Source organism: Glutamicibacter sp. NPDC090743, from assembly GCF_044769125.1.
Taxonomy (GTDB): domain Bacteria; phylum Actinomycetota; class Actinomycetes; order Actinomycetales; family Micrococcaceae; genus Glutamicibacter.
Window position 1 is genome coordinate 272,427 of sequence record NZ_JBIVXE010000001.1, and the last position, 22,462, is coordinate 294,888.

Annotated in this window: 25 protein-coding genes; 12 read left to right on the forward strand and 13 right to left on the reverse strand. The window is 61.5% G+C overall.

The window, feature by feature from the left end:
• Positions 1 to 40: 40 nt before the first annotated feature.
• Complete coding sequence (locus ACIQTS_RS01390; RefSeq protein ID WP_400288366.1) at positions 41 to 283, reverse strand: hypothetical protein; 243 nt, start codon at positions 281 to 283, stop codon at positions 41 to 43.
• Between the two features lie 214 nt (positions 284 to 497).
• Here ACIQTS_RS01390 and fdxA point away from each other — a divergent pair, with 214 nt between their 5' ends.
• The 4 genes from fdxA to ACIQTS_RS01410 all read left to right on the forward strand — a co-directional run bounded on the left by fdxA (position 498) and on the right by ACIQTS_RS01410 (position 4,085).
• Positions 498 to 821 (forward strand): ferredoxin, encoded by a 324-nt coding sequence (gene fdxA / locus ACIQTS_RS01395; protein ID WP_013349521.1) that lies wholly within the window; start codon positions 498 to 500, stop codon positions 819 to 821.
• 12 nt (positions 822 to 833) lie between these two features.
• A complete protein-coding gene (gene dapC, locus ACIQTS_RS01400; RefSeq protein WP_402470692.1) occupies positions 834 to 1,949 on the forward strand; it encodes a succinyldiaminopimelate transaminase in 1,116 nt (371 codons plus the stop codon).
• A gap of 98 nt (positions 1,950 to 2,047) precedes the next feature.
• A complete protein-coding gene (locus ACIQTS_RS01405) occupies positions 2,048 to 3,334 on the forward strand; it encodes a citrate synthase (protein WP_105657537.1) in 1,287 nt (428 codons plus the stop codon).
• A 202-nt stretch (positions 3,335 to 3,536) separates the two neighbouring features.
• A complete protein-coding gene (locus tag ACIQTS_RS01410) occupies positions 3,537 to 4,085 on the forward strand; it encodes a hypothetical protein (RefSeq protein WP_133833694.1) in 549 nt (182 codons plus the stop codon).
• Positions 4,086 to 4,147: 62 nt separating this feature from the next.
• Here the strand turns inward: ACIQTS_RS01410 and dapD are convergent, their stop codons facing one another.
• Entirely contained in the window at positions 4,148 to 5,101 is a 954-nt protein-coding gene (gene dapD, locus ACIQTS_RS01415; RefSeq protein ID WP_402470695.1) for a 2,3,4,5-tetrahydropyridine-2,6-dicarboxylate N-succinyltransferase, read from the reverse strand.
• Positions 5,102 to 5,183: 82 nt separating this feature from the next.
• On the opposite strand from dapD, the gene dapE reads away from it, so the two are divergent.
• Positions 5,184 to 6,260: a succinyl-diaminopimelate desuccinylase gene (dapE, locus tag ACIQTS_RS01420; protein WP_402470698.1), complete on the forward strand. Its 1,077-nt coding sequence runs from the start codon at positions 5,184 to 5,186 to the stop codon at positions 6,258 to 6,260.
• A gap of 89 nt (positions 6,261 to 6,349) precedes the next feature.
• On the opposite strand, the gene ACIQTS_RS01425 is transcribed toward dapE, so the two are convergent.
• The 4 genes from ACIQTS_RS01425 to ACIQTS_RS01440 all read right to left on the reverse strand — a co-directional run bounded on the left by ACIQTS_RS01425 (position 6,350) and on the right by ACIQTS_RS01440 (position 9,668).
• Positions 6,350 to 7,261 (reverse strand): amino acid ABC transporter permease, encoded by a 912-nt coding sequence (locus tag ACIQTS_RS01425; RefSeq protein ID WP_105657533.1) that lies wholly within the window; start codon positions 7,259 to 7,261, stop codon positions 6,350 to 6,352.
• Complete coding sequence (locus tag ACIQTS_RS01430) at positions 7,258 to 7,935, reverse strand: amino acid ABC transporter permease (RefSeq protein ID WP_105657532.1); 678 nt, start codon at positions 7,933 to 7,935, stop codon at positions 7,258 to 7,260. The genes ACIQTS_RS01425 and ACIQTS_RS01430 overlap by 4 nt, the downstream gene beginning before the upstream one ends.
• Before the next feature lie 139 nt (positions 7,936 to 8,074).
• Positions 8,075 to 8,905, reverse strand: a complete 831-nt coding sequence (locus ACIQTS_RS01435; RefSeq protein ID WP_105657531.1) for a glutamate ABC transporter substrate-binding protein — start codon at positions 8,903 to 8,905, stop codon at positions 8,075 to 8,077.
• Between the two features lie 31 nt (positions 8,906 to 8,936).
• Positions 8,937 to 9,668, reverse strand: a complete 732-nt coding sequence (locus tag ACIQTS_RS01440) for an amino acid ABC transporter ATP-binding protein (RefSeq protein ID WP_402471208.1) — start codon at positions 9,666 to 9,668, stop codon at positions 8,937 to 8,939.
• Between the two features lie 177 nt (positions 9,669 to 9,845).
• Here ACIQTS_RS01440 and ACIQTS_RS01445 point away from each other — a divergent pair, with 177 nt between their 5' ends.
• The 3 genes from ACIQTS_RS01445 (at position 9,846) to ACIQTS_RS01455 (ending at position 11,270) form a co-directional block, all read left to right on the forward strand.
• The gene (locus ACIQTS_RS01445; RefSeq protein ID WP_105657529.1) at positions 9,846 to 10,631 is read left to right on the forward strand and encodes a TIGR00730 family Rossman fold protein; all 786 of its coding nucleotides are present in this window, start codon (positions 9,846 to 9,848) and stop codon (positions 10,629 to 10,631) included.
• A gap of 3 nt (positions 10,632 to 10,634) precedes the next feature.
• Positions 10,635 to 10,979, forward strand: a complete 345-nt coding sequence (locus ACIQTS_RS01450; protein WP_105657528.1) for a DivIVA domain-containing protein — start codon at positions 10,635 to 10,637, stop codon at positions 10,977 to 10,979.
• 123 nt (positions 10,980 to 11,102) lie between these two features.
• A complete protein-coding gene (locus tag ACIQTS_RS01455; RefSeq protein WP_402470704.1) occupies positions 11,103 to 11,270 on the forward strand; it encodes a DUF3117 domain-containing protein in 168 nt (55 codons plus the stop codon).
• 96 nt (positions 11,271 to 11,366) lie between these two features.
• Here ACIQTS_RS01455 and ACIQTS_RS01460 read toward each other — a convergent pair whose 3' ends face one another.
• On the reverse strand, positions 11,367 to 12,032 hold the full coding sequence (locus tag ACIQTS_RS01460; protein WP_105657527.1) for an O-methyltransferase: 666 nt from the start codon (positions 12,030 to 12,032) through the stop codon (positions 11,367 to 11,369).
• Positions 12,033 to 12,170: 138 nt separating this feature from the next.
• Here ACIQTS_RS01460 and sigE point away from each other — a divergent pair, with 138 nt between their 5' ends.
• On the forward strand, positions 12,171 to 12,788 hold the full coding sequence (gene sigE, locus ACIQTS_RS01465) for an RNA polymerase sigma factor SigE (RefSeq protein WP_105657526.1): 618 nt from the start codon (positions 12,171 to 12,173) through the stop codon (positions 12,786 to 12,788).
• A gap of 77 nt (positions 12,789 to 12,865) precedes the next feature.
• Complete coding sequence (locus ACIQTS_RS01470) at positions 12,866 to 13,270, forward strand: sec-independent translocase (RefSeq protein ID WP_133833695.1); 405 nt, start codon at positions 12,866 to 12,868, stop codon at positions 13,268 to 13,270.
• A 12-nt stretch (positions 13,271 to 13,282) separates the two neighbouring features.
• Here ACIQTS_RS01470 and ACIQTS_RS01475 read toward each other — a convergent pair whose 3' ends face one another.
• From ACIQTS_RS01475 to ACIQTS_RS01485, 3 genes are read right to left on the reverse strand one after another with little or no spacing between them, the layout of a single operon-like run.
• Positions 13,283 to 14,386: an Mrp/NBP35 family ATP-binding protein gene (locus ACIQTS_RS01475; protein ID WP_105661514.1), complete on the reverse strand. Its 1,104-nt coding sequence runs from the start codon at positions 14,384 to 14,386 to the stop codon at positions 13,283 to 13,285.
• 3 nt (positions 14,387 to 14,389) lie between these two features.
• On the reverse strand, positions 14,390 to 14,998 hold the full coding sequence (locus ACIQTS_RS01480) for a DUF1003 domain-containing protein (RefSeq protein WP_105657523.1): 609 nt from the start codon (positions 14,996 to 14,998) through the stop codon (positions 14,390 to 14,392).
• Between the two features lie 42 nt (positions 14,999 to 15,040).
• Positions 15,041 to 16,291, reverse strand: coding sequence for a magnesium transporter MgtE N-terminal domain-containing protein (locus ACIQTS_RS01485; protein WP_105657522.1), 1,251 nt, complete (start codon positions 16,289 to 16,291; stop codon positions 15,041 to 15,043).
• A 132-nt stretch (positions 16,292 to 16,423) separates the two neighbouring features.
• Between ACIQTS_RS01485 and ACIQTS_RS01490 the strand changes: the two genes are divergently transcribed.
• A complete protein-coding gene (locus ACIQTS_RS01490) occupies positions 16,424 to 17,281 on the forward strand; it encodes a general stress protein (RefSeq protein ID WP_402470709.1) in 858 nt (285 codons plus the stop codon).
• 86 nt (positions 17,282 to 17,367) lie between these two features.
• Here the strand turns inward: ACIQTS_RS01490 and ACIQTS_RS01495 are convergent, their stop codons facing one another.
• Positions 17,368 to 18,915, reverse strand: a complete 1,548-nt coding sequence (locus ACIQTS_RS01495) for an aminopeptidase P family protein (protein ID WP_332498433.1) — start codon at positions 18,913 to 18,915, stop codon at positions 17,368 to 17,370.
• 65 nt (positions 18,916 to 18,980) lie between these two features.
• Here ACIQTS_RS01495 and ACIQTS_RS01500 point away from each other — a divergent pair, with 65 nt between their 5' ends.
• On the forward strand, positions 18,981 to 19,826 hold the full coding sequence (locus tag ACIQTS_RS01500; RefSeq protein ID WP_402470712.1) for a PHP domain-containing protein: 846 nt from the start codon (positions 18,981 to 18,983) through the stop codon (positions 19,824 to 19,826).
• Here the strand turns inward: ACIQTS_RS01500 and ACIQTS_RS01505 are convergent.
• Together ACIQTS_RS01505 and ACIQTS_RS01510 are read right to left on the reverse strand one after the other, a co-directional pair.
• Complete coding sequence (locus ACIQTS_RS01505) at positions 19,811 to 20,695, reverse strand: site-specific DNA-methyltransferase (RefSeq protein WP_105657678.1); 885 nt, start codon at positions 20,693 to 20,695, stop codon at positions 19,811 to 19,813. The genes ACIQTS_RS01500 and ACIQTS_RS01505 overlap by 16 nt on opposite strands.
• Positions 20,696 to 20,773: 78 nt before the next feature.
• Positions 20,774 to 22,399, reverse strand: a complete 1,626-nt coding sequence (locus tag ACIQTS_RS01510; protein ID WP_105657519.1) for a DEAD/DEAH box helicase — start codon at positions 22,397 to 22,399, stop codon at positions 20,774 to 20,776.
• Positions 22,400 to 22,462: the final 63 nt, after the last annotated feature.

A 22,462-nucleotide genomic window follows, 5' to 3' on the forward strand; every position in this document is an offset into this window, starting at 1 on the left:
CAACACCTGGAGGCAGGAAAATTGCGCGGCTTGCAGGCTGCTACTCGGCGCGAGGGGCACGGGGCCTGCGGCGCGTCGGAGCCGGCGGTACCCGCTTGGCGTGAGTGATCGCCGCGCGGGGGATGCATACCAGTTCAGCTCGGGTTTGGATGCTCACCGATTCCTCCGTCACTTCCTGCAACTCGCCCAGTGCATCGGAAAAATGCTCACCGGCCCGCCCGTCGGCCAAGCGGTAGCGGACAACAAGCCGTTCACCGGGCGTCACATCACTGAAATTAAGCATTTGGAAACGTCATCTTTTCGTAAGAAGAATTCATCTGGACCCCGGGAAGCTGAAATGTGAATGGTCGATTACGTCACAGCGAGCCAATGGGCGGTCCGATGCATGGGTATCAGGACTAGACTGTAGTTTGAGCTGGTAAAGGATTCAAAGAGCATCTGAGGAAACCACTAGCTCCTGTTGAAACCACCCAGTGCAAGGAAAGGTCTCGGCCCTCGTGACTTACATCATCGCTCAGCCGTGCGTCGACGTTAAAGACAAGGCGTGCGTCGAAGAGTGCCCGGTAGATTGTATCTATGAAGGTGAGCGCTCGCTCTACATTCACCCGGATGAATGCGTTGACTGCGGCGCCTGCGAACCTGTCTGCCCCGTTGAAGCCATCTACTACGAAGATGACGTGCCGGATGAATGGGCCGACTATTACAAGGCAAACGTCGACTTTTTCGACGAACTTGGATCCCCGGGCGGCGCCGCTAAAATTGGTAACACCGGCACTGACCACCCACTGATCAGCGCCTTGCCACCACAGAACCAAGGCTAGGTTTTCACTTTTATGCTTGAGCTCCCCGATTACCCCTGGAACCAGCTTGCCCCATACCGCGAGCAAGCATCCACGCATCCGGGGGGAGTCGTGGACCTGTCGATCGGCACGCCGATCGATGGCACGCCGCAGCTGATCCAGCAGGCGCTGGCCGAGGCGGCGAACTCGCACGGATACCCGACCACGCACGGCACCATTGAAGTTCGCCAGGCCATCGTCGACTGGTTCGCCCGTCGCCGCAATGTCACCGGTTTGAGCACCGATGATGTCATGCCAACGGTCGGCTCCAAGGAAATGGTGGCATGGCTGCCGCTGTTCCTGGGCCTGGGTGCCGGCGACATCGTGGTCCGTCCAGAGATCGCCTACCCCACCTATGACATCGGCGCCCAGCTGGTCGGCGCGACCGCCATCGCCACCGACGACCTTTCGGAATTGACTGCTGAGCAGCGTGAACGCGTGAAGCTCATCTGGGTCAACTCGCCAGGCAACCCGACCGGCAAGGTCCGTGCTACCGCCGAGCTGGCAAGCATCGTGGCCCAGGCGCGTGAAATGGGTGCCGTCGTGGCCTCCGATGAGTGCTACGCCGAACTGGGATGGGATGAATACGAGGGCCAGGTGCCAAGCATCCTGGACCCGGCGGTCAACGGAGGAAACCTCGATGACCTGTTCGCCCTGTACTCGCTGTCCAAGCAGTCGAACCTCGCCGGATACCGCGCCGCTTTCGTTGCCGGCGCCCCGAACCTGATGCCAACTCTGGTCAACAGCCGAAAGCATGCGGGCATGATCGTGCCCGGTCCAATCCAGCACGCCATGGTGGTGGCATTGAATGACGACGAGCATGTTGCGGCGCAGCGCGAGCTGTACCGGGCACGCCGGGCCATGCTGCGGCCAGCGCTGGAGAACTTCGGCTTGGCCATCGATGATTCGGTGGCAGGACTGTACCTGTGGTGCACCGCTGGGCGGCCAAGCTTCGAAACCATCGGGGCGCTGGCGGAACTGGGCATCGTTGCCGGTCCTGGCGTCTTCTACGGCACCGCGGGGGAACGCCATGTACGCGTGGCCTTGACCGCCTCCGATGAGCGGATCGCGGCTGCCGTTGAACGGTTGAATTCTTCCGCCAACCGGTGAAGATGACACCCTAATTAGCTTGAATGGGTCAAATCGCGGTATGTTCTACGGTGACGACTGACCTTTCGGAACTACACGCTTTCCGGTTAGGAGATGCAATGACAGATACCACATCTGCACAGCTACACTTTGGAGAATCCAACCTCGAGCTGCCAGTAATTCAGGCAGCAGAGGGCAATGACGGATTTGGCGTAGCCCCACTTTTGAAGACTACCGGGAACGTGACCTACGATCCCGGCTTCATGAACACCGCGGCTACCAAGTCCGCGATTACCTACATCGACGGCGACGCGGGCATCCTGCGCTACCGCGGTTACCCAATCGAGCAGCTGGCCGAGAAGTCCAGCTTCATCGAGGTAACCTACCTGCTGATCTACGGCGAACTGCCGACTGCTGATCAGCTGGCCGAGTTCGACAATTCGCTGCGCCGCCATACCCTGCTGCACGAAGAGCTCAAGGGCTTCTTCGGCGGCTTCCCGCGCGACGCGCACCCGATGCCGGTATTGTCCTCGGCTGTTTCGGCCCTGTCGACCTGGTACCAGGATTCGCTGGATCCGAAGGATGACGCACAGGTTGAGCGTTCGACCCTGCGCCTGCTGGCAAAGCTGCCGGTATTGGCTGCGTACGCGCACAAGAAGTCCATCGGCCAGGCATTGCTGTACCCGGACAACTCGATGAACATGGTCGAGAACTTCCTGCGCCTGTGCTTCGGCACCGCTGCCGAGCCCTACCTTGCGGATCCGGATGTGGTCAAGGCCCTCGACTTGCTGCTGATCCTGCACGCTGACCACGAGCAGAACTGCTCCACCTCCACCGTGCGCCTGGTCGGTTCCTCCGAAGCCAACATGTTCGCTTCGGTTTCTGCAGGTATCCATGCACTGTCCGGCCCAGCCCACGGCGGCGCCAACGAAGCCGTGCTGAAGATGCTGCGCGAGATCCAGTCCTCCGGCATCTCCCCAGAAGACTTCATGCAGAAGGTCAAGAACAAGGAAGACGGCGTACGCCTGATGGGCTTCGGCCACCGTGTGTACAAGAACTACGATCCACGCGCCAAGATCATCAAGAAGACCGCTCACGACCTGCTGGCAAAGCAGGGCAAGAACGAGCTGCTTGAGATCGCGATGAAGCTGGAAGAGACTGCGCTGAATGATGAGTACTTCATCTCGCGTAAGCTCTACCCGAACGTGGACTTCTACACCGGCTTGATCTACACCGCAATGGGCTTCCCGGAGAAGATGTTCACCGTGCTGTTCGCCATCGGCCGTCTGCCAGGCTGGATCGCACAGTGGCGCGAAATGATCAAGGACCCAGAGCTGAAGATCGGCCGCCCACGCCAGCTGTACATGGGTGAAACCGCTCGCGACTATCCCGGCTACCAGGCCTAGGGCGAGTTTCCGGATCCCGGCGGCAGGACCTGTCTTCCCACACAAGTGGGGCGACAGGTCCTTCCCTGTTTTAAGCGGTACTTCGGGAGTATCCTATGAGGCAGAGGGAACGACAAGTGTGCCGAAGAGTCAGGTGGTATGCATGTACCAACGTCGTGGAAATAATTGGTCGCTAGCCATAAATACCAATCAGAATATGCTGATGGCGTTGTACCTGCGCGAACTGTCAGGCGTCCACCCCGCGGAGGCCGGACCCAATAGCCGGCTGGCTTCCAATATCAAGAACCGCAACAAGATCGACGACTCGCATGGACAGCTCAAGCAGGAATGGAGCTCCTGGTGGGATTCGCTGACCGCAATAGCGCCGGCCAAGGAGCCGGCGGCCAGCGATGCACTGATTGAACGGCTTCAAGACGACGGCTACCCGGCCCTGGCCCGGCTGGCCCGCGCGCACTACGGCCAGGCCACGGTTTTTGCCCAGCAGCATGCCCAGGACTTTGCAGAAAACAGTGGCAAGTACGTGCCGCACCGCATGGATGAGCTGGAAAGAATCCTCATCGACCACGGGGTGGAGCACGGCATGCAATCCACCCGCCAGGAAATCCAGCTCATTGACGTGCCCCTGGACGAGCCCAGGGCATGGCTGACCGGCACGGCTACCATCGTGGCCAGTACGTCGCTGCTACGCGACTCCAAGGCCTTCCACGGCTTCATCCAGCCGATGGTGACCATCATCTTCCCCGGCGGATAGCCCAGCAATAAAAAACTGGCAGATCACTTCCGTGATCTGCCAGTTGGACTGCAGGGCAAGAACTAGTTGGCGTGCAGTGCGCTGTTCAGCTCAACGGTCTGGCCGGCGCGCGGCAACGCCTCAACGGCGCCGGTGATGGAATTGCGGCGGAAGAGCAGGTTCGGCACGCCGGAAAGCTCCAGCGCCTTGACCTGCTTCTCGCCCAGAACCACACGGGTGCCGGCGGTCACATACAGGCCAGCTTCCACTACCGAGTCGTCACCGATGGAAATGCCTACACCGGCGTTGGCGCCCAGCAGTACGCGTTCGCCAATGACAATGCGCTCCTTGCCGCCACCGGAGAGGGTGCCCATGATCGAGGCGCCGCCGCCGACATCCGAACCATCGCCGACAACGACCGAAGCGGACACGCGGCCTTCCACCATCGAAGTGCCCAAGGTGCCGGCGTTGAAATTGACGAATCCTTCATGCATGACGGTGGTGCCTTCGGCCAGGTGGGCGCCGAGGCGCACGCGGCCAGCGTCGGCAATGCGCACGCCGGCTGGGACCACGTAGTCGACCATGCGCGGGAACTTGTCCACGCCGTACACGGTGACCGCTCCACGGGCGCGCAGCTTCAAGCGAGTCACCTCAAACCCCTCTACCTGGCAAGGCCCGGAGTTGGTCCACACGACATTGGCGAGGTGGCCGAAGATGCCGTCGAGGTTGATGCTGTTCGGCTGGACCAGACGGTGCGAGAGCAGGTGCAGGCGCAGCCACACATCGGCGGTGTCAGCTGGTGCTACATCAAGATTAATGGTCAGTGAAACGACCTTCTGGGTGGTGCCGCGGGCTGCATCGTCCTGCGCGGCGGCAGCGAGTTCACCGGAGAGCCCTTCAGCCTTGGCGAGTTCGCCCAAGACTGGAGCCGGGTACCAAACATCAAGGATCGTTCCATCGGATGCGACCGTTGCCAGGCCATGGGCTGAGGCTAAACGGACAGATGATTCGCTGGATGTCACAGATTCTGAAGTCATACACTGATCGTATCTTTGTTGCCCGGAGTAACGTTGATAAATGACAAAAAAGTGAAGCTAGAGACTCAGGACGTAGCCAGCCGTGAACGAATTGGACCTGCAGCAAGACGTTGCCCTGCTTACCGAGCAGATCATGAACATTGAATCCGTTTCCGGCAACGAGCAAGAGCTGGCCGACAAGGTGCACCAGGCGCTGCGGAAGCTGGCGCACCTTGAGGTGCACCGGGACCAGGACGCCATCGTAGCGCGCACCAACTTTGGCCGCGAACGCCGCGTCGTGCTGGCCGGGCACCTCGATACCGTGCCTTTGCCGCGCACCGAGGGCGCCAAGGGCACCGTGCCCGCAGAAGTCATCGACGGGGTGCTCTATGGCCGTGGTGCCACGGACATGAAAGGCGGGGTCGCCGTGCAGCTTGCGCTGGCTGCAGAACTGACTGAGGCCAAATACGATATCACCTACGTCTTCTACGACCACGAGGAAGTAGAAGCAGCCAAATCCGGTCTGGGCCGCCTGGCCAAGAACAGCCCGGAACTTTTGGAGGCCGACTTCGCGATCCTGCTGGAACCGACCGACGGCACCGTCGAAGGCGGTTGCAACGGAACCAGCCGCTTCGTCATCCGCACCCGCGGCAAGGCAGCCCACTCGGGACGTGCCTGGATGGGGCATAACGCGATCCACGATGCGGGGGAGATCCTGCAGCGCTTGGCTGCCTACCAGCCCCGGACCATCACCGTTGAAGGCTTGGACTACCGTGAAGGCATGAACGCGGTCCGTGTTGCCGGCGGCATTGCCGGCAACGTGATTCCCGATTACTGCGAGGTGGAAGTGAACTACCGCTTCGCTCCGGACAAGACACTGGCCCAAGCTGAAGCCGTGGTTCGTGAGCTTTTCGACGGCTTCGACATTGAACGCACCGATGGCGCTGATGGCGCCAAACCCGGTTTGGACCAGGAGATCGCCGCAGACCTGATCAAGGTACTGGGCCAGGAACCGAAGCCGAAGTACGGATGGACCGATGTTTCCCGCTTCTCCGCCCTGGGCATCTCTGCCGTGAACTTCGGCCCGGGCGATGCGCTGCTGGCGCACAGCGATGATGAGCATGTGCCGCAGCAGGCCATCCGCGATTGCCTGCAGACCCTGCGCACTTGGTTGGGCTAGCGCAGAGGCTGGGATGATCAGCCTTTGAAGAGACAAAAAATCTCCGTACCGCGTGAATCATGCGGTACGGAGATTTTTTGTTTCAGCTGCTAGGCCTTGGGATCGGAAGGATCCTGTGGCGCTGGCACGTCGAGGCCGGCTGGGGCGCCGACTATAGCTGCGGCCGGGCCGGCCGGGGTATTCTTCTCCTTCTTCACCCGGCTGCTCAGCCGGCGCGAGACAATCACGGCAATCTTGCTCAAGGTGAAGTTGATGATGATGAAGATAGCTGCCGCCACAATCAGCGCCTGCAGGACGTTGCCGTTAGGCGAGGAGTAGGTGCGGGCGAAGAACAGCAACTCGTTGAAGCTGATGATGTAGCCCAAAGCCGAGTCCTTCAAGATCACAACGAACTGGCCGATCAACGCCGGCAGCATGGCGACCAGCGCCTGCGGGATCTCGATGTGGCGCAGCGACATGCCACGGGTCAGGCCGATCGCTATGCCTGCCTCGCGCTGTCCCTTGGGCAGATTGTGCACGCCGGAACGGACCAGCTCCGCAACGACCGAGCCGTTGTAGAAGATCAGCGCCGCGACCACGGCCCACATCGCCGTATCACCTGACAGCTGCAGGGAACGGGAGAAGAAGACGTTGAAGAACACGATCATCAGCAGCACTGGTACCGCGCGGAAGAATTCGACAATCACGGTGGAGATTCCGTTGATCAGCTTATTCTGCGCCAAGCGGCCGACACCGAAGATCAGGCCGAAGATCACCGAGCCGATGATGCCCAGGACTGCTGCCTTGGTGGTGTTCCACAAGCCCGGAAGCAGGTAGTTCTTCCAGGTGCTGCCTTCGATGAAGTCATCCCATTGCGAAGGCTGCATCTGGTCCTTGGCGGCCAGGCCGAGGACGATCCACGCCACGATGCCCAAGGCAATCAAGGCGCCGACTATGTTTACCGCCAAGATGCGGCGGCGGGCCTTTGGCCCGGGAGTATCAAAAAGAATCGACGCGCTCATCGTGCCACCGCCAGTTTCTTAGAAGCCCAAGTAGTCAACAGGCCCACCGGAATGACGATGATCACGAAGCCCACTGCGAAGGTCAAGAAGATCGGGATCACGATATCTGCGCGGAACTCGATCATGGTCTTCATGACCGAGGAGGATTCCGTGGCAACCGAACCGACCGCTGCGACGGTGGAGTTCTTGATCAAGGCGATCAAGGTGTTGCCCAAGGGGACAATCGCGCCGCGGAAGGCCTGCGGCAGAATCACCAAGCGCGCTGCGGGCAAGAAGCTCAGGCCGATGGCACGAGCAGCTTCTGCCTGTCCCAGGGGAACCGTGTTCACGCCCGAGCGGATCGCTTCGCACACGAACGCCGCGTGGTAAACCGCAAGGCCAAGGACGGCGAGGCGGAAGAAGTTTCCCTGGAAATCGCTGCTGAGCACGAATCCGAGCTGGCCGTAGAGGGCCAGCACGCAGAACAGGATGATGATGGTCAGCGGGGTATTGCGAATCAGGTTAACGTAGCTGGTGCCCAGGGCCTGGAAGCTCCCTACGGGGGAGATGCGCAGCAAGGCCAAGATGGTGCCCAGCACGAGGGCGCCAATGGCAGCCCAGAAAGTTAGTTGGATATTGACCCAGAAAGCTCCGGGAATGTCGTACTCAGTGAATATGGATAAGTAATTCTCCACTGCAAGCCTCTGTCTCGATGGCCGGAAAACCGGCCAAGCGGCTATGGGTCCGGTACCTGCATTAGCTGGTACCTGGGAAACGCAGATTGCAGATGGGGGCCAAACACGCTGCGTTTGGCCCCCATCGCATCAGATGCTGCTAGGCGCAGGAATCCGAAAGGGTTGGCGGGTTGGTTTCAGCGTTCGGCTTGTAACCGGTGCCTTCGGTGTTCTTGTCCAGGGCCTTCTGCCACTCGCCGGACTCGATCATCTTGGTGATTGCCGCATTGATGTCGCCGCACTTGTCGGTGCCATCAGGCAGGCCCACGCCGTAGTTCTCTTCGGTGAATGGCGCGCCGACAACCTTGAACTTGCCCTTGTAGGCAGGCTGCGCAGCCAGGCCGGCAAGGATGATGTCATCGGTGGTAACCGCGTCAATTGTGCCGCCACTCATCTGGGTGGTGCACTCTGCATAGCCCGGAAGTTCCTGCAGGTTGGTGTTCTGGGCGTAGTTGTCCTTGACCTTCTGGGCCGAGGTGGAACCGGTGACCGAGCACAGGTTCTTGCCATCGAGGTCTTCTGGGCCGGCGATATCCGAGTCGGATGGAACCAGCAGGTCCTGGCCGGCGACAAAGTATGGACCAGCGAAGTCGACAACCTTGTTGCGCTCATCGGTGATCGAGTAGGTTGCGAAGATCATGTCAACCTGGTTGTTCTGCAGCATGGTCTCGCGGTTGGCCGACGGTGCCGAAATGAATTCGATCTTGTCCTCGGTGTAGCCCAGTTCGCTGGCTACGTACTTGGCGACGTCAACGTCGAAACCGGTGTAGTTATCGCCGTCCTTGAAGCCGAGTCCCGGCTGGTCGTACTTGATGCCGATGCGGATCTTGTCGCCGTCGGCTTCGCTGTCGCCGGAGCCGCCACATGAAGTCAGGGCCAGGGCTGCGACGGCGGCCATTGCGGCTACAGTGCCGAAACGAGTCTTGCGCATTGTTCCTCCTATTGGATGCGTGATGATGAAATTAGTGGTTGGTGATCAACTTGCCAAGGAAATCCTTGGCACGGTCGGATTTGGGATTGGTGAAGAATTCCTCAGGAGTGGCCTGCTCGACGATCTGGCCGTCGGCCATGAAGATCACGCGGTCCGCCGCCTTGCGGGCGAAGCCCATCTCGTGGGTGACCACGAGCATGGTCATGCCTTCCTTGGCAAGACCCACCATGGTGTCCAGGACCTCGTTGATCATTTCCGGGTCCAGGGCACTGGTTGGCTCGTCGAAAAGCATCACCTTCGGCTTCATGGCCAGTGCGCGGGCGATCGCCACACGCTGCTGCTGGCCGCCAGAAAGCTGTGCGGGCAGTTTGCCGGCCTGATTGGCCACGCCCACACGCTCCAGCAACTGCATCGCCAATTTCCTGGCCTCCTCCTTCTTCATGCCCTTGACCTTCATCGGACCGAGGGTCACGTTCTCCAAGATCGACTTGTGGGCAAAGAGGTTGAAGGACTGGAAGACCATGCCGACATCGGCCCGGAGATTGGCCAGTGCCTTGCCCTCTTCGGGAAGGGTCTTGCCATCAATCTTGATGGTGCCTTCGTCGATGGTTTCCAGTCGGTTGATGGCGCGGCACAGCGTGGACTTGCCCGAGCCCGACGGGCCGAGGATCACAACGACCTCGCCCTTGGTCACTTCGAGATTGATGCCGTTGAGCACATGCAGCGCACCGTAGTGCTTATTGACCCCAGTCAGCTGGACGATAGGGCCTTCAGAAGAAGCTTGAGCCTGATGATCGCTTTTCATGTTGTAGACATTACTTGATGTGACGGCGACTACGCGACCCGTCGACCATGTCACACCTAGTTGTTATCAAACTGTTCTCCAATCCGCGGTAGGTCACATCCGAAGATGCGCAGGAGTAACCGATAGAGTGAAGCTATGGTTCATCAGCGTAAGAGTGAAGAAAATGCCCGGGTCGGGCAAAAGCGCCACATCGAAGCGAGCTGGCCAGGAAAGCAACCGGAAGATCAGCTTGACCACCATCTTCTGGAAAGCCCGCAGGTCGATGTCACGCATAGCGACGTGTGGCGCGTGTTGCGAATCCAATCGGAATTCGTCTCTGGCTTTGGAAATATGGCCGGCACCGGTCCTGCCATCGCGGTTTTCGGTTCCGCGCGCACGGATCCAGGCAGCCCGTACTATGCGATGGCCCAGCGTGTCGGCAGCCGCTTGGCCGAGGAAGGCATCACTACCATCACCGGTGGCGGCCCCGGCGCCATGGAAGCGGCCAACAAGGGAGCTGCTGACAAGGACGGCGTTTCCGTAGGCCTGGGCATTGAGCTGCCTTTTGAAACCGGACTGAATGCCTGGGTCAACAAGGGCCTGAACTTCCGCTACTTCTTCGTGCGCAAGACGATGTTCGTGAAGTACTCGCAGGGCTTCATTGTGCTCCCCGGGGGTTTTGGCACCCTGGACGAACTGTTCGAAGCGTTGACCTTGGTCCAGACCAAGAAGATCACCAGCTTCCCGATTGTGCTTGTGGGCACCGAATACTGGGGCGGCTTGGTGGACTGGATGACCAAGACGCTCGTTGCTGAAGGCACCATTTCCCCCGGTGATCTGGACTTGTTCACTATCACCGATGATCCTGATGAAGCGGTGGATCTGGTGCTGCGTGCGCATGAAGAAAACCTGAAGGTCGGCGACCTGGCGAAGGGGCAGTAGGCGATGCCGTTCCTCCTTGTTGCCATCGCAGTATTGCTGGTGGGTGCTGTTGCGCTGCTGCTGTCCAGCCAGCGGAAGAATGTACCGGCAGGTCGCCACTTCGAATCCACTGGGGAGCCCATCACGGGATTGGTAGAGCACCAGGCTTCGTTGCCGCCGGTGCTGCTGGCCAAGAATCCGCGCGCTGAAGATGTGGAGAAAGTTCGCTTCTCCTTGGGCTTGCGCGGTTACCGCTGCGACCAGGTGGATGAGGTGCTCGATGTCCTCGCGGCAGAAATTACCGAGCTGGAGAATACGGTTCGTGACCTTGAGTCACGGCGTGTGATTAGCGACACGGGCGAAAATTAGTAATAATAAAAGATAAGTGTCCCAACTCAGCAGGGAATCCTTGCTGAGGATGGACTAGGCATTCGGTTGTATGCACGGCAAGCGCCAGTGCATGCGTTAGCCACAGACGAAGGGAACAGCTTAATGGCTGCTATGAAGCCACGCGCCGGTGATGGACCAATGGAAGTCGCTAAGGAAGGCCGCAGCCTCATCTTGCGCCTGCCAATCGACGGAGGCGGACGACTGGTAGTCGAGTTGAACAACGACGAGGCAACCGAATTGCGTGAGTGCCTGCTCAAGGTAACTGAGTAAGCTTGCCCAAGTTCTAGCTTTGGCCGCACGGGTTGCTGGTGCGGCAATCGAGGACCGACAGAAATGTCGGTCCTTTGTCTTTCCCGAAATCAGCGGCTAGAGGCGGGTCGCGGCCTTGGCAGGAAGGACAGTGGCCACAAACAGGCCCTGCTCGGTAGGGAACAGGTGGGTCTGCAAGCGCGGGTCCTCGCGCAGCATGCGCAGGGCATCTCGGGTCGTGACGGTGGAGGGGCGGCGAACCGCGGGTTTGGCCAGGCGGTGCTCGTCATAGGCGTTGTTCACTATGATCACCCCGCCGGTTCCGACCAGCCGCTTGGCCTCGGCCACGTACTCGAGCAGCAGCTCAGCGCCGGCGTCGATGAGTACCAGGTCGTAGGCGTGGTCGGCCAAGCGCGAGAGCACGTTCTCTGCGCGCTCATTGATAATGCGGGCGCGGGCGGTGGGGATGCCTGAATCGCGCAGGCCCTGGCGCATCGCGTTGGCGTGCTCCAGATCCGATTCAATCGCGGTCAACGTCATGGCGTTGCCCATGACCTCGAGCATCGCCAGCGATGCGACACCCACACCGGATCCGATCTCCACGATATTGCGCGGCTGGCGCAGGGTGCAGAGCATCTGCAGCATCGAGCGGCCGGCCTGATCGATGCAGCGCACGCCCAGGTCTTCCGCACGTTCGCGAACCGGGGCGACATGCTCTGGTTCGTTGACGTGGTTCTGGGTGTAGGTCCAGCTCGCGAAGAGTTCTGGATTCATCGATGGCATCGGCGGAGGTCCTCAAGGGTTGAATTGGCGGGGCCAGTTCCCATCGTACCTACGTCGTTACCTGAAGTTGTTGAACTTGGAGGTTCTCGCGCAGGGTATTCTTAGCTTCAGCTCAGCTTCCCATTTCATACTTGGAGTGTGAACAATGCACGAAGTGAAACAGTTTCTTCTACGGTGACTGCCGAAACCACGACTCCGACATGGGATCAGATGGTCCAAGAACATGGGCAACGGGTCTTCCGTTTGTCCTACCGTTTGACTGGTAACCGCCAAGATGCCGAGGACCTCTCGCAGGAGGCATTCGTTCGCGCATTCAAAGCCTTGGAAAATTACACCCCCGGAACCATGGGCGGGTGGCTGCACCGCATTACCACCAACCTGTTCCTGGACCAGGCTCGGCGCAAGAGCAAGATCCGCTTCGACCGTTTCGCCGAGGGATCCGAAGACCGGATGCCCGGTACCGCGGTAACCCCGGAACGCTATTTCGAATTCAACAACTTGGATGTCGACGTGCAAGAAGCCCTGCGTGCGTTGTCGCCGGAGTTCCGTGCCGCTATTGTCCTGTGCGATATGGAAGGCTTCTCCTACGAGGAAGTCTCACGCATCCTGGATGTCAAGCTCGGGACCGTGCGTTCTCGCATCCACCGTGGCCGCGCCATGCTTCGTGATGCGCTCGCTCACCGCAATCCAGCCAACCGCCCTGCAAAGACCATGTCGTTGCCGCGCATCCCGCGAGGCTTGCGCGCCGCCAGCTAACCCCGTTCATCGCGTGTTCACCGTTGGCGTGGCGCGGTGACTTCGTCAGTGGCACTGTAACAAGGTAATCTTCTTACGTGGATCTTTTTGGTATTAATGGTGGCGAGTTTATCGTTCTCGCCGTGCTGGCGGTCGTTATTCTGGGCCCCGAAAAGCTTCCTGAGTACGCCAAAAAGCTAGCGAACCTGGTCAAGGAAGTGCGGCGCATGGCCAATGGCGCCAAGGAGCAGCTGCGCGAGGAAGTAGGCGACGAGGTTGCCGATATCGACTGGAAGAAGCTGGACCCGCGCCAGTATGATCCACGTCGAATCATCAAGGAGGCGCTTGTCGATGAATTCGACGACGCCGTGAATGCCGCAAAGGGTTCTCCAGCCAAGACCGTGGCCCCAGCACCGGTGCGCACCGCGGTCCCTTCGGCTACCGCGCAGCAGCTGCAGCTGGGCGCCAACGAACCGGCACCCTTCGACTCAGAAGCCACCTAGGCCCAGAAGTCCTCAGAAAGACATCGGCAGCGATCGCCCGGCAAGCCCGCGCGGTCGCTGTTCCAATTTCCCGGCCAATTCACGCATCGCTGCCGCGGCCGGTGCCCCCGGGGTGCTGAGCACTACCGGCTGGCCCTGATCCGAACCCACGCGTACGGACTCTTCCAGCGGAATCTGGGCCAGCATCCCAACAGGGTAGCCCAGCTGCTGGCTCAGCGATTCGCTGAGCTTGGCACCGCCACCGGAACCGAAGACCTCCATGCGCGACCCGTCGGGCAGCTGCAGGAAGCTCATGTTCTCAACCACCCCGATCACCTTCTGATGGGTCTGCAAGGCGATGGTGCCGGCGCGTTCGGCAACCTCGGTAGCCGTGGACTGCGGAGTCGTGACCACCAGCAGCTCGCTATTGGGCAGCAGCTGGGACACGGAGATGGCCATGTCCCCGGTGCCTGGCGGCAGGTCCAGCAACAAGTAGTCCAGGTCCCCGAAGTAGACATCCGAGAGGAACTGCTCCAGGGCCCGGTGCAGCATCGGGCCGCGCCAGATCACCGGCTGGTTGGAATCCAGGAACATGCCAATGGAAATGACCTTCACTCCGTGCGCCACCGGCGGCAGGATCATGTCATCAACCCGGGTGGGGTTCTGCGAAATACCCATCAGCGAGGGAATGGAGAAACCATGGACATCGGCGTCGATCAGGCCGACCTTCAAGCCCTGGGAGGCTAGCTGGCAGGCCAGATTCGCGGTAATCGACGACTTGCCCACGCCGCCCTTGCCGCTGGCCACAGCGATCACCCGGGTCAGGGAAGCAGGATCGGAGAACGGGGTGCGGCGGCTGGCCAGTGACTCGCGCAGCTCCGCGCGCTGCTGCGGATCCATGACGCCCAGGCTCACCTCAACGCGCTGCACCGCTGCTACGGTCAGCAGGGCCGCGGTGGCCTCTTCCTCGATGGTGGAGCGCATCGGGCAACCGGCGATGGTCAGCAAGATCTTGACCTTGGCGGTGCCATCGGCCAGGACAGCTGATTCCACCATGCCCAATTCGGTGATCGGCCGGCGAAGCTCCGGGTCGTTGACCTTTGCGAGGGCGGCTAGGAGTTCTGGGGTGGTGCTCAATGCTTATTTGCTCTTCCGGTGCTGGCCCTGCTGGGGCTTGACGGTTTCGATCATCCCGGTTTGCGGGTGCGAATTCTTATTGCCGCCCTTTTTCTTCGCGCGCAGGTGCAGCTCTTCGCCATCAGAGGTTTCCAGCAGCTCTTCAAGCACATTGCGCAGTTCGGAACGCACGTAGTCGCGGGTGGCAACATCGCGCAGTGCCAAGCGCAGGGAAGCCAGCTCGCGGGTCAGGTACTCGGTGTCGTACAGATTGCGTTCAGCACGGGCGCGGTCCTCGGTCAGCGAGACGCGGTCGCGGTCATCCTGGCGGTTCTGCGCCAGCAGGAGCAGCGGAGCGGCGTAGGAGGCCTGCAAGGAGAGCATCAAGGTCAGCGCGGTGAAGCCGATGGTGGCATCGTCAAAACGCCAATTGATCGGGGCGACCGAGTTCCAGATCAGCCAGAAGGCGCAGAACACCGTCATGTACAGCAGGAAGGTCGGGGTGCCCATGAAGCGGGCGAACTTCTCCGTGGCCGAACCAAAGAGGTCAGGGTTCGGGGAGAACCGGGGCCAGAAGCGTTGTCGTGCTGCAAGCGGGGTATCCAGGCCGTTACTCTTGCGCTGCTCAGCCATAGCTGGAACTCCTTTGCTGCTGATGGGTGGGTGGGGCGTTGGCTAGTCTTGGGAACGCCAGTCATCCGGGAGGATGTGGTCCAGCACGTCATCCACGGTGATGGCCCCTACAAGCCGGCCTTCCTTGTTGGTCACGCCTACGCTGGTGAGGTTGTAGGTGGCCAAATGGCGAACCACTTCGGTGATATTGGCCAGATCCGACATGGGCTCCAGCTCCGTATCAAGGATATCGCCCAGCGGCTCCGGGGGAGCGGCACGCAGCAGCGCCTGGATGTGGACTTGGCCCAGGTAGCGTCCCGTGGGCGTCTCCAGCGGCGGGCGCACCACATATACGGTCGAAGCAAGCGCCGGGCTCAATTCCTCCAGGCGCACCGAGGCCAGGGCTTCAGCGACCGTGGATTCAGGGGTGAGAATCACCGGAACCGGGGTCATGATCGACCCGGCGGTACCTTCCGGGTAGGCGAGCAAGCGGCGGACATCCTTGGCCTCTTCCTCGTTCATCAGATCCAGCAGCTGGTGCTTGGTCTCTTCGCTGACTTCAGCCAGAAGGTCGGCCGCGTCATCCGGGTCCATTTCCTCAAGCACGTCCGCGGCACGTTCCAGGCCCAGGGCGGAAAGGATCTCCACCTGCTCGCGGTCCGGAAGTTCCTGGAGCACGTCGGCCAGGCGCTCATCTTGCAGATGGGCCGCGATTTCCAGGCGGCGCTTCTCATTCATTTCATGCAGGGCGTCAGCAAAGTCGGCAGGCTTCATCTCATCGTGGGCGGCCACGAAGGTGTCAGCGGACTGCGGTTCATTCTTCGAACCGTGGCTGACCTCGTCCCAGGAGACCAGCACCTTGTTGCGGCGGCGCGAACGCAGTCCCAGCAAATTGGCCGTCGGTTCTCCACGCTGGACATAGTATTCGTTGATTTCCCAGTCCCCGCGACGGGTCTGCGCCAAACCGATGTCCTCGATGACACCGCGACCGGAACCATCAACGAAGGTGATGGTGCGGTCGAACATTTCGGCGACAACCAGAATTTCCTGGCCGCGCTGCTGGAAGCGGCGCATGTTCACCAGGCCGTTGCAGATCACCTGGTTGGCTTCCATGGACTGGATGCGGGTCATCGGAACGAACACCCGCCGTTTGCCGGGGACCTCGACGACCAAGCCCACGCAGGCGGCGGGTTTCTTGGGGCCGCGGGAGACCACCACGACATCGCGCAAGCGGCCTAAGCGGTCGCCCAAGGGGTCAAAGACATCAAGCCCGAGCAGCCGGGCGACGAAGATTTTAGACACTTGTGCGCTCACCCTCCTAGACTATCGCGTTTCAGCCCCGTTCCCGGTGTGCAAAGCCACAGGGCCAGTGCTGTTTCTTTCACCCTCAGCGATAGTTGCTTCACAACTAGGCAGGCTCACAGTAAACCTGTGCACAATATAGATATGACCTCGCCTCATGGAGTAAATTCGATTAGCACCAGCGGCCTGCCGCGCGGAGAACTGCTTGGACGTTACACCAGCTATCTCGACGCGCAGAAGCTCGTGGATTACCTGGCCGATAATGATTTCCCGGTCGCCGCGGTAAGCATCGTCGGCAATGACGTACGCACCGTGGAGCGAGTCACCGCGAAACTTTCCTACCCGCGCGTGGCGCTGGCTGGCGCGGCCCAGGGCGGCATGATGGGCCTGTTTGTCGGCCTCCTCCTGACCCTTTTCGGCGGTGGCGGCAACGGGCTGTACCAGATTCTCTCCGCCATCGGCCTGGGCATGGCTATTTGGATGATCGCCGGCGTGATCAGCTATTCGACGCGTCGCGGCAAGCGCGATTTCGCGTCCTCCAGCCAGTTCGTTGCCACCAGCTTTGACGTGGTGGTGGATTTCGAGCATGCGCAGTCGGCCCGCACGCTGGCCTCCAAGCTGCCCATGCGTCCGCAGCAGGCACCTGCGCAACCAGTTGCCCAGGCCCCGCAGCAGCAGCCTGCCGCAGCTGCCGCGCCGTCGGCCCAGGCAGCCGCCGCAGTGCCGGCCACGCCTGCGCAGCCGGCCGCCGAGGAAGAGCGCAGCTCGCAGTTCCCCGACCTGCCAGATGGGCGTCCCCGCTATGGCGTGCGCGTCAACGAGGCCAAGCCAGCTGCGCCAGTCGCGCCAGTCGAGCAGCCAGCCAAGGACGAAGCGCAAGCACCGGCCGCCGAGGCCAAGGACACGCAGGACCTGTCGCAGGTAGAGCCGCGAGTGGATACTTCGCAGCAGCCGCAGGCCCCGGTCCAGGAACCAGCGCCTCGCAAGGATCCTGAAGCATAGGGACCAGCTAGGCCAAAGAAAGGCATGGGCGCAGTTACCTCGGTAACTGCGCCCATGCCTTTCGCTGGTTAACGCTGCGGGACGAATTAGCCGCGCAACTTAGCCATCCACGCTTCAACTTCCTCAGGCTTGCGTGGCAGGGCAACGCTCAAGTTCTCGGCGCCATCGGCGGTGACCAGGATGTCATCCTCGATGCGCACGCCCAGGCCGCGGTACTCCTCGGGGATCGCCAGATCCTCGTCCTTGAAGTAGAGTCCGGGCTCGATGGTGAAGACCATGCCCTCCTCCAGCTCGGCATCCAGGTACAGCTCGGCGCGTGCCTGGGCGCAGTCGTGCACGTCCAGACCGAGATGGTGGCTGGTGCCATGCGGCATCCAGCGGCGGTGATGCTGCCCCTCCGGATCCATGGCTTCTTCCACAGATACCGGCAAGATGCCCCACTCGGAGAGCCGCTCAGCCAAAACGCGGGTAGCCACCAGATGCAGGTCGCGGAACTTCAGGCCCGGCTTGGCCGCAGCGAAGGCGGCATCGGCGGCATCCAGCACGGCCTGGTAGACCTTGCGCTGCACCTCGGTGTACTTGCCGGACACCGGCAGCGAGCGGGTGATGTCTGCGGTGTACAGGGATTCGGCCTCGACACCTGCATCCAGCAGCAGCACCTCGCCCTGCTTGACGGTTCCGGTGTTGCGGATCCAGTGCAAGATGGTGGCGTTGTTGCCCGAGGCGGCGATGGTGTCGTAGCCCAGCTCGTTGCCTTCAAGCCGGGCGCGGGCGAAGAAGGCGCCTTCGACAACGCGTTCGCCGCGTTCGTGCGCGACGGCCTTGTCCAGGTTGCGCACCACGTCTTCGAAGCCGTTGATGGTCGCGGCAACCGACTTGCGCAGTTCGGCGATTTCGTACGCGTCCTTGACCAGGCGAAGCTCGGAAACGAACTCGGCCAGCTCGGTATCCAGGGCATCGCTGGCTTCCAGGTCCTGGCCGGTGTTGATGCGCGAGGTATCCACCAGCGCCTCGATGTTCAGATCCACCTCGCGCACCAGACGGATGCGGATGCCGCCCAGGGCCTGCGGGCCGGAATTCTTGGTGATCGCGATTTCCAGCTGTTCCAACGAATCAGTGGGCATCCCGGTGCGCGCCGACAGCGAGGACAGGGTTGGGCGCGGGCCCACCCAGAATTCGCCGGAACGCGAATTCAAATAGAAATCGGTGGTGTCGCGGCCGGCCATCGGCGCGAAATACAGGGTGGAAACGTGGTTGGAGCCGTGCTCGCCCACGCCGTCATCGGTCGGTTCCATGACCAGTACGGCGTCGGGCTCGTGGTCGACGCCCAGGCCGGTCAGGTGGGCGAACGCCGAATGCGGGCGGAAACGGTAGTCCGTATCGTTGGAGCGGACCTTGAGCGGGCCTGCCGGAATGACGATGCGCTCACCGGGGAAATTCTCCGAGAGCTTGGCACGGCGAGCGGCTGCGTAGCTGGCAGCGGCATCTTGTTCTGGCAGATCAGAAGTGTCTTGCGCCCACGAGGAGGCCATGAAGTCCTGGAATGCCTTGGACGTTGGACGCTGGGAACGGTTGTTCACGCGGTCTTCCAACGGCTGATCAGTGCTTGGTGCAGATGAATCTTGATTGGTCATGTTCCAAGTGTGTCACCATCAGCTGTATCCCAGCAAAGAATCAGCGCAGGGGATAACCTAGGCATATGCGAATCGACCTGCACACCCACTCCAATGTGTCCGACGGAACTGAAACTCCGGCCGAGCTCATGCGCGCCGCTTCGGTTGCGGGCCTGGATGTCGTGGCGTTGACAGATCATGACCAGACCACCGGTTGGGCCGAAGCCGCGGCGCAAGCCGGGAAGCTGGGACTGGGATTCATACCGGGCATGGAAATCACCTGCCAGGATACCCACGGCATCAGCGTGCATCTGCTCAGCTACCTGCATGACCCCACCTACCAGCCGCTGCTCGATGAGCTGGATATTGCGCTGAACTCGCGGATCGTTCGTGCCCGCCGCATTGTCGACCTGCTGGCCGAGGACTATCCGATCAGCTGGGAGCTGGTGGGGGAGCATTGCCTGCCGGGTTCAACCGTGGGCCGCCCGCATATTGCCGATGCGCTGGTGACCGCGGGGGTGGTGGATAACCGCAATGAAGCGTTCGCCAACATCCTCTCCTCGCGTTCGCGCTACTACGTTTCGCATCCAGCGGTGAATCCTGCCACTGCGGTGCAATTGGTGCGGGAAGCCGGTGGCGTTCCGGTGTTCGCGCATCCCAAGGCCTCTGCACGCGGACGGGTAGTTCCCGATTCCACCTTCTACGAGATGATCGATGCCGGGCTAGCGGGGGTCGAAGTGCACCACCGGGACAATACCGCCGAGGGAAAGGCCTGGTTGCTCCAGCTGGCCGCAGATCGCGATCTGATTGTCACCGGATCTTCCGACTACCACGGCACCGGAAAGCTGAACCGGCTCGGCGAGAATCTCACCGAGCCGGAAATGCTGCATAGGATTATTGCCCAGGGGACCGGAACTCAGGCCTCGATATAGCTGGTGCTTCCAGGCAAACGAGCCTTCATCACCTCGATGGCCTCGGGGTTCTGGTCAATCAGCACATACTGGCGTCCCAGCTTCGCGGACACCGCACCGGTGGTGCCTGAGCCGGCAAAGAAGTCCAGCACCCAATCGCCGGGGCGCGACGACGCGGCCACAATCCGGCGCAGCACGCCTTCGGGCTTCTGCGTCGGGTAGCCGGTCTTTTCCTTGCCAGTAGGCGAGACGATGGTGTGCCACCAGACATCGGTCGGCAACTTGCCCAGGGCGCGCTTCTCCGGGGTGACCAGGCCGGGAGCCATATACGGCTCGCGGTCCACCTCGGCCGAATCGAAGTGGTACTTCTTCGGATCCTTCACGTAGACCAGGATGGTGTCGTGCTTGGCCGGCCAGCGGCTCTTGGCGCGGGCACCATAGTCGTAGGCCCAGATCAGTTCGTTCAGGAAGCAGTCCCGGCCGAAAATCCCATCGAGCAGCACCTTCACGTAGTGCACCTCGCGGTAATCGAGGTGCACATAGAGCGTGCCGTCCTCGGCCAGCAGGCGGTGGGCCTCGCGTAGCCGCGGCTCGATGAAGCTGAGGTAGTCGTCGAAGGTATCGTGATACGAACGGGCGATCCCCAGCTCGGTGTTGTACTCGCGTCCCTTGAATCCGGTGCGGTCGCCTTCGCCTTCGGCAGCGCGAACCATGGTGCGCTGGGCACGGGTCTGCTTGCGCCCGGTGTTGAACGGCGGGTCCACATAGATCAAGGTGAAGCTTTGATCGGGCAGGGTGCCAAGGATGGAGAGGTTATCACCGTGATACACGGTATTACCCGAGGCTGGAACGACGGACGCCGGGGCATCCTGCGTTCCAGCGTCGGGCAAAGCTGGTTCTTCGGGTAGAGCGAGCACCGCTGGTGTAGGTTCCTTTCGGAAAAGTTGGCTGACCGGTTGGACTGGGAATTAGTCCTGGCCGCCTGCTTCGGTGCTGCGGGTGCGACGGCGCGGACGGCGTCGGCGGGCAGCGGATGCGCCCTCGGTCGCCTCCTGCTCCCCGCCGGAAGCATGGGTTTCGCGGTGGCGCTCGTTTTCGCGTGCCGGACGGTCCTGTTTGCCCTTGGAGTGGCCGTGGCGTGCGCCCTCCTGTTCGGCGCCGGAGTCCTGCGCACCGCGCTGCTGGGTCTGCTCGCCGTTCACGGTGCGGGTGCGAGTACGCGAATTGCTGCGGCGGCGCGGGGTGCGCGCCGAATCCTCGCGGCGTGGCGAGCCATCGCCCTCAGCTGCCGCGGTCTTCTTGGCACGCTGCAAGCGGCCCTTGGTGCCCTTGGGGATTCCCAAGTCGGCGAAGAAATGCGGCGAGGACGAGTAGGTCTCTACCGGCTCGGGAACGTTCAGGCCCAGCGCCTTGTTGATCAGCGACCAGCGGGGCACCGAATCCCAATCCACGAAGGTGACCGCAATACCGGTGTTGCCGGCACGACCGGTACGGCCTACGCGGTGCAGATAGGTGTTCTCATCATCCGGGCACTGCAGGTTGACCACGTGGGTGACGTCATCCACGTCGATGCCGCGGGCCGCGACATCGGTAGCTACCAGGATGTCGACCTTGCCGGCGCGGAAGGCCTTCAAGGCCTGCTCGCGGGCGCCCTGGCCCAGATCGCCGTGCAGCGAACCGGCGTTGAAGCCGCGGTCCACCAGCTCATCGGACAGCTTGGCAGCCGAGCGCTTGGTCTGGGTGAAGATGATGGTTTTGCCGCGGCCTTCTGCCTGCAGCAGGCGGGCCACCATCTCGTCCTTGTCCATGTTGTGCGCGCGGTAGACCAGCTGGCGGATGTTGCGCTTGGTCAGCGAGTCATCATCGCCGGGATCCTGGGCGCGGATGTGGGTGGGACGGGTCATGTAGCGGCGGGCCATGGTGATCACGGCGCCGGGCATGGTGGCGGAGAACAGCATCGCCTGGCGTACCGGCGGCAAGGCGGCCAGAATGCGCTCGACATCGGGCAGGAAGCCCAGGTCCAGCATCTCGTCGGCCTCGTCCAGTACCACGGTGCGAACCTGCTTGAGGTTCAGCACGCGCTGGCGGTTCAGGTCGATCAAGCGGCCCGGGGTGCCGACAATCACGTCGGTGCCGGCCTTCAGGGCATTGATCTGCTCTTCGTAGGGGCGGCCGCCGTAGATGGTGGTGATCGAGATGTTCGAGTGCTTCGATGCCTGGGCCAGGTCGGCGCCGACCTGGATGGCCAGCTCGCGGGTCGGGGCCACGATCAGTGCCTGCGGGGCACCGGGGAATTCAAGATCCCCGTAGCCCTTGTCGCCTTCGCGGATCACGCGCTGCAGGGCAGGGATGCCAAAGCCCAGGGTCTTGCCGGTGCCGGTCTTGGCCTGGCCGATGATGTCGTTGCCGCCCAGGGCAACTGGCAGGGTCAGGGCCTGGATGGGGAACGGGTACTCGATCCCGGCTTCCGAAAGCGAAGCAACGATGTCTTCGCGAACCTTCAAATCGGCAAAGCTCTGCTTGATCGGCTCTGCGATGGTTGGCTCATTGTCTTGTGGTTCGGCCACTGGGGCCGAAAGCGTCGTGTCAGTCACGATGTCTTTGTTCTCGTTTCATGTGGGCACGGTACCTGCTCCATTCCGGCTTGCAACAAGCCA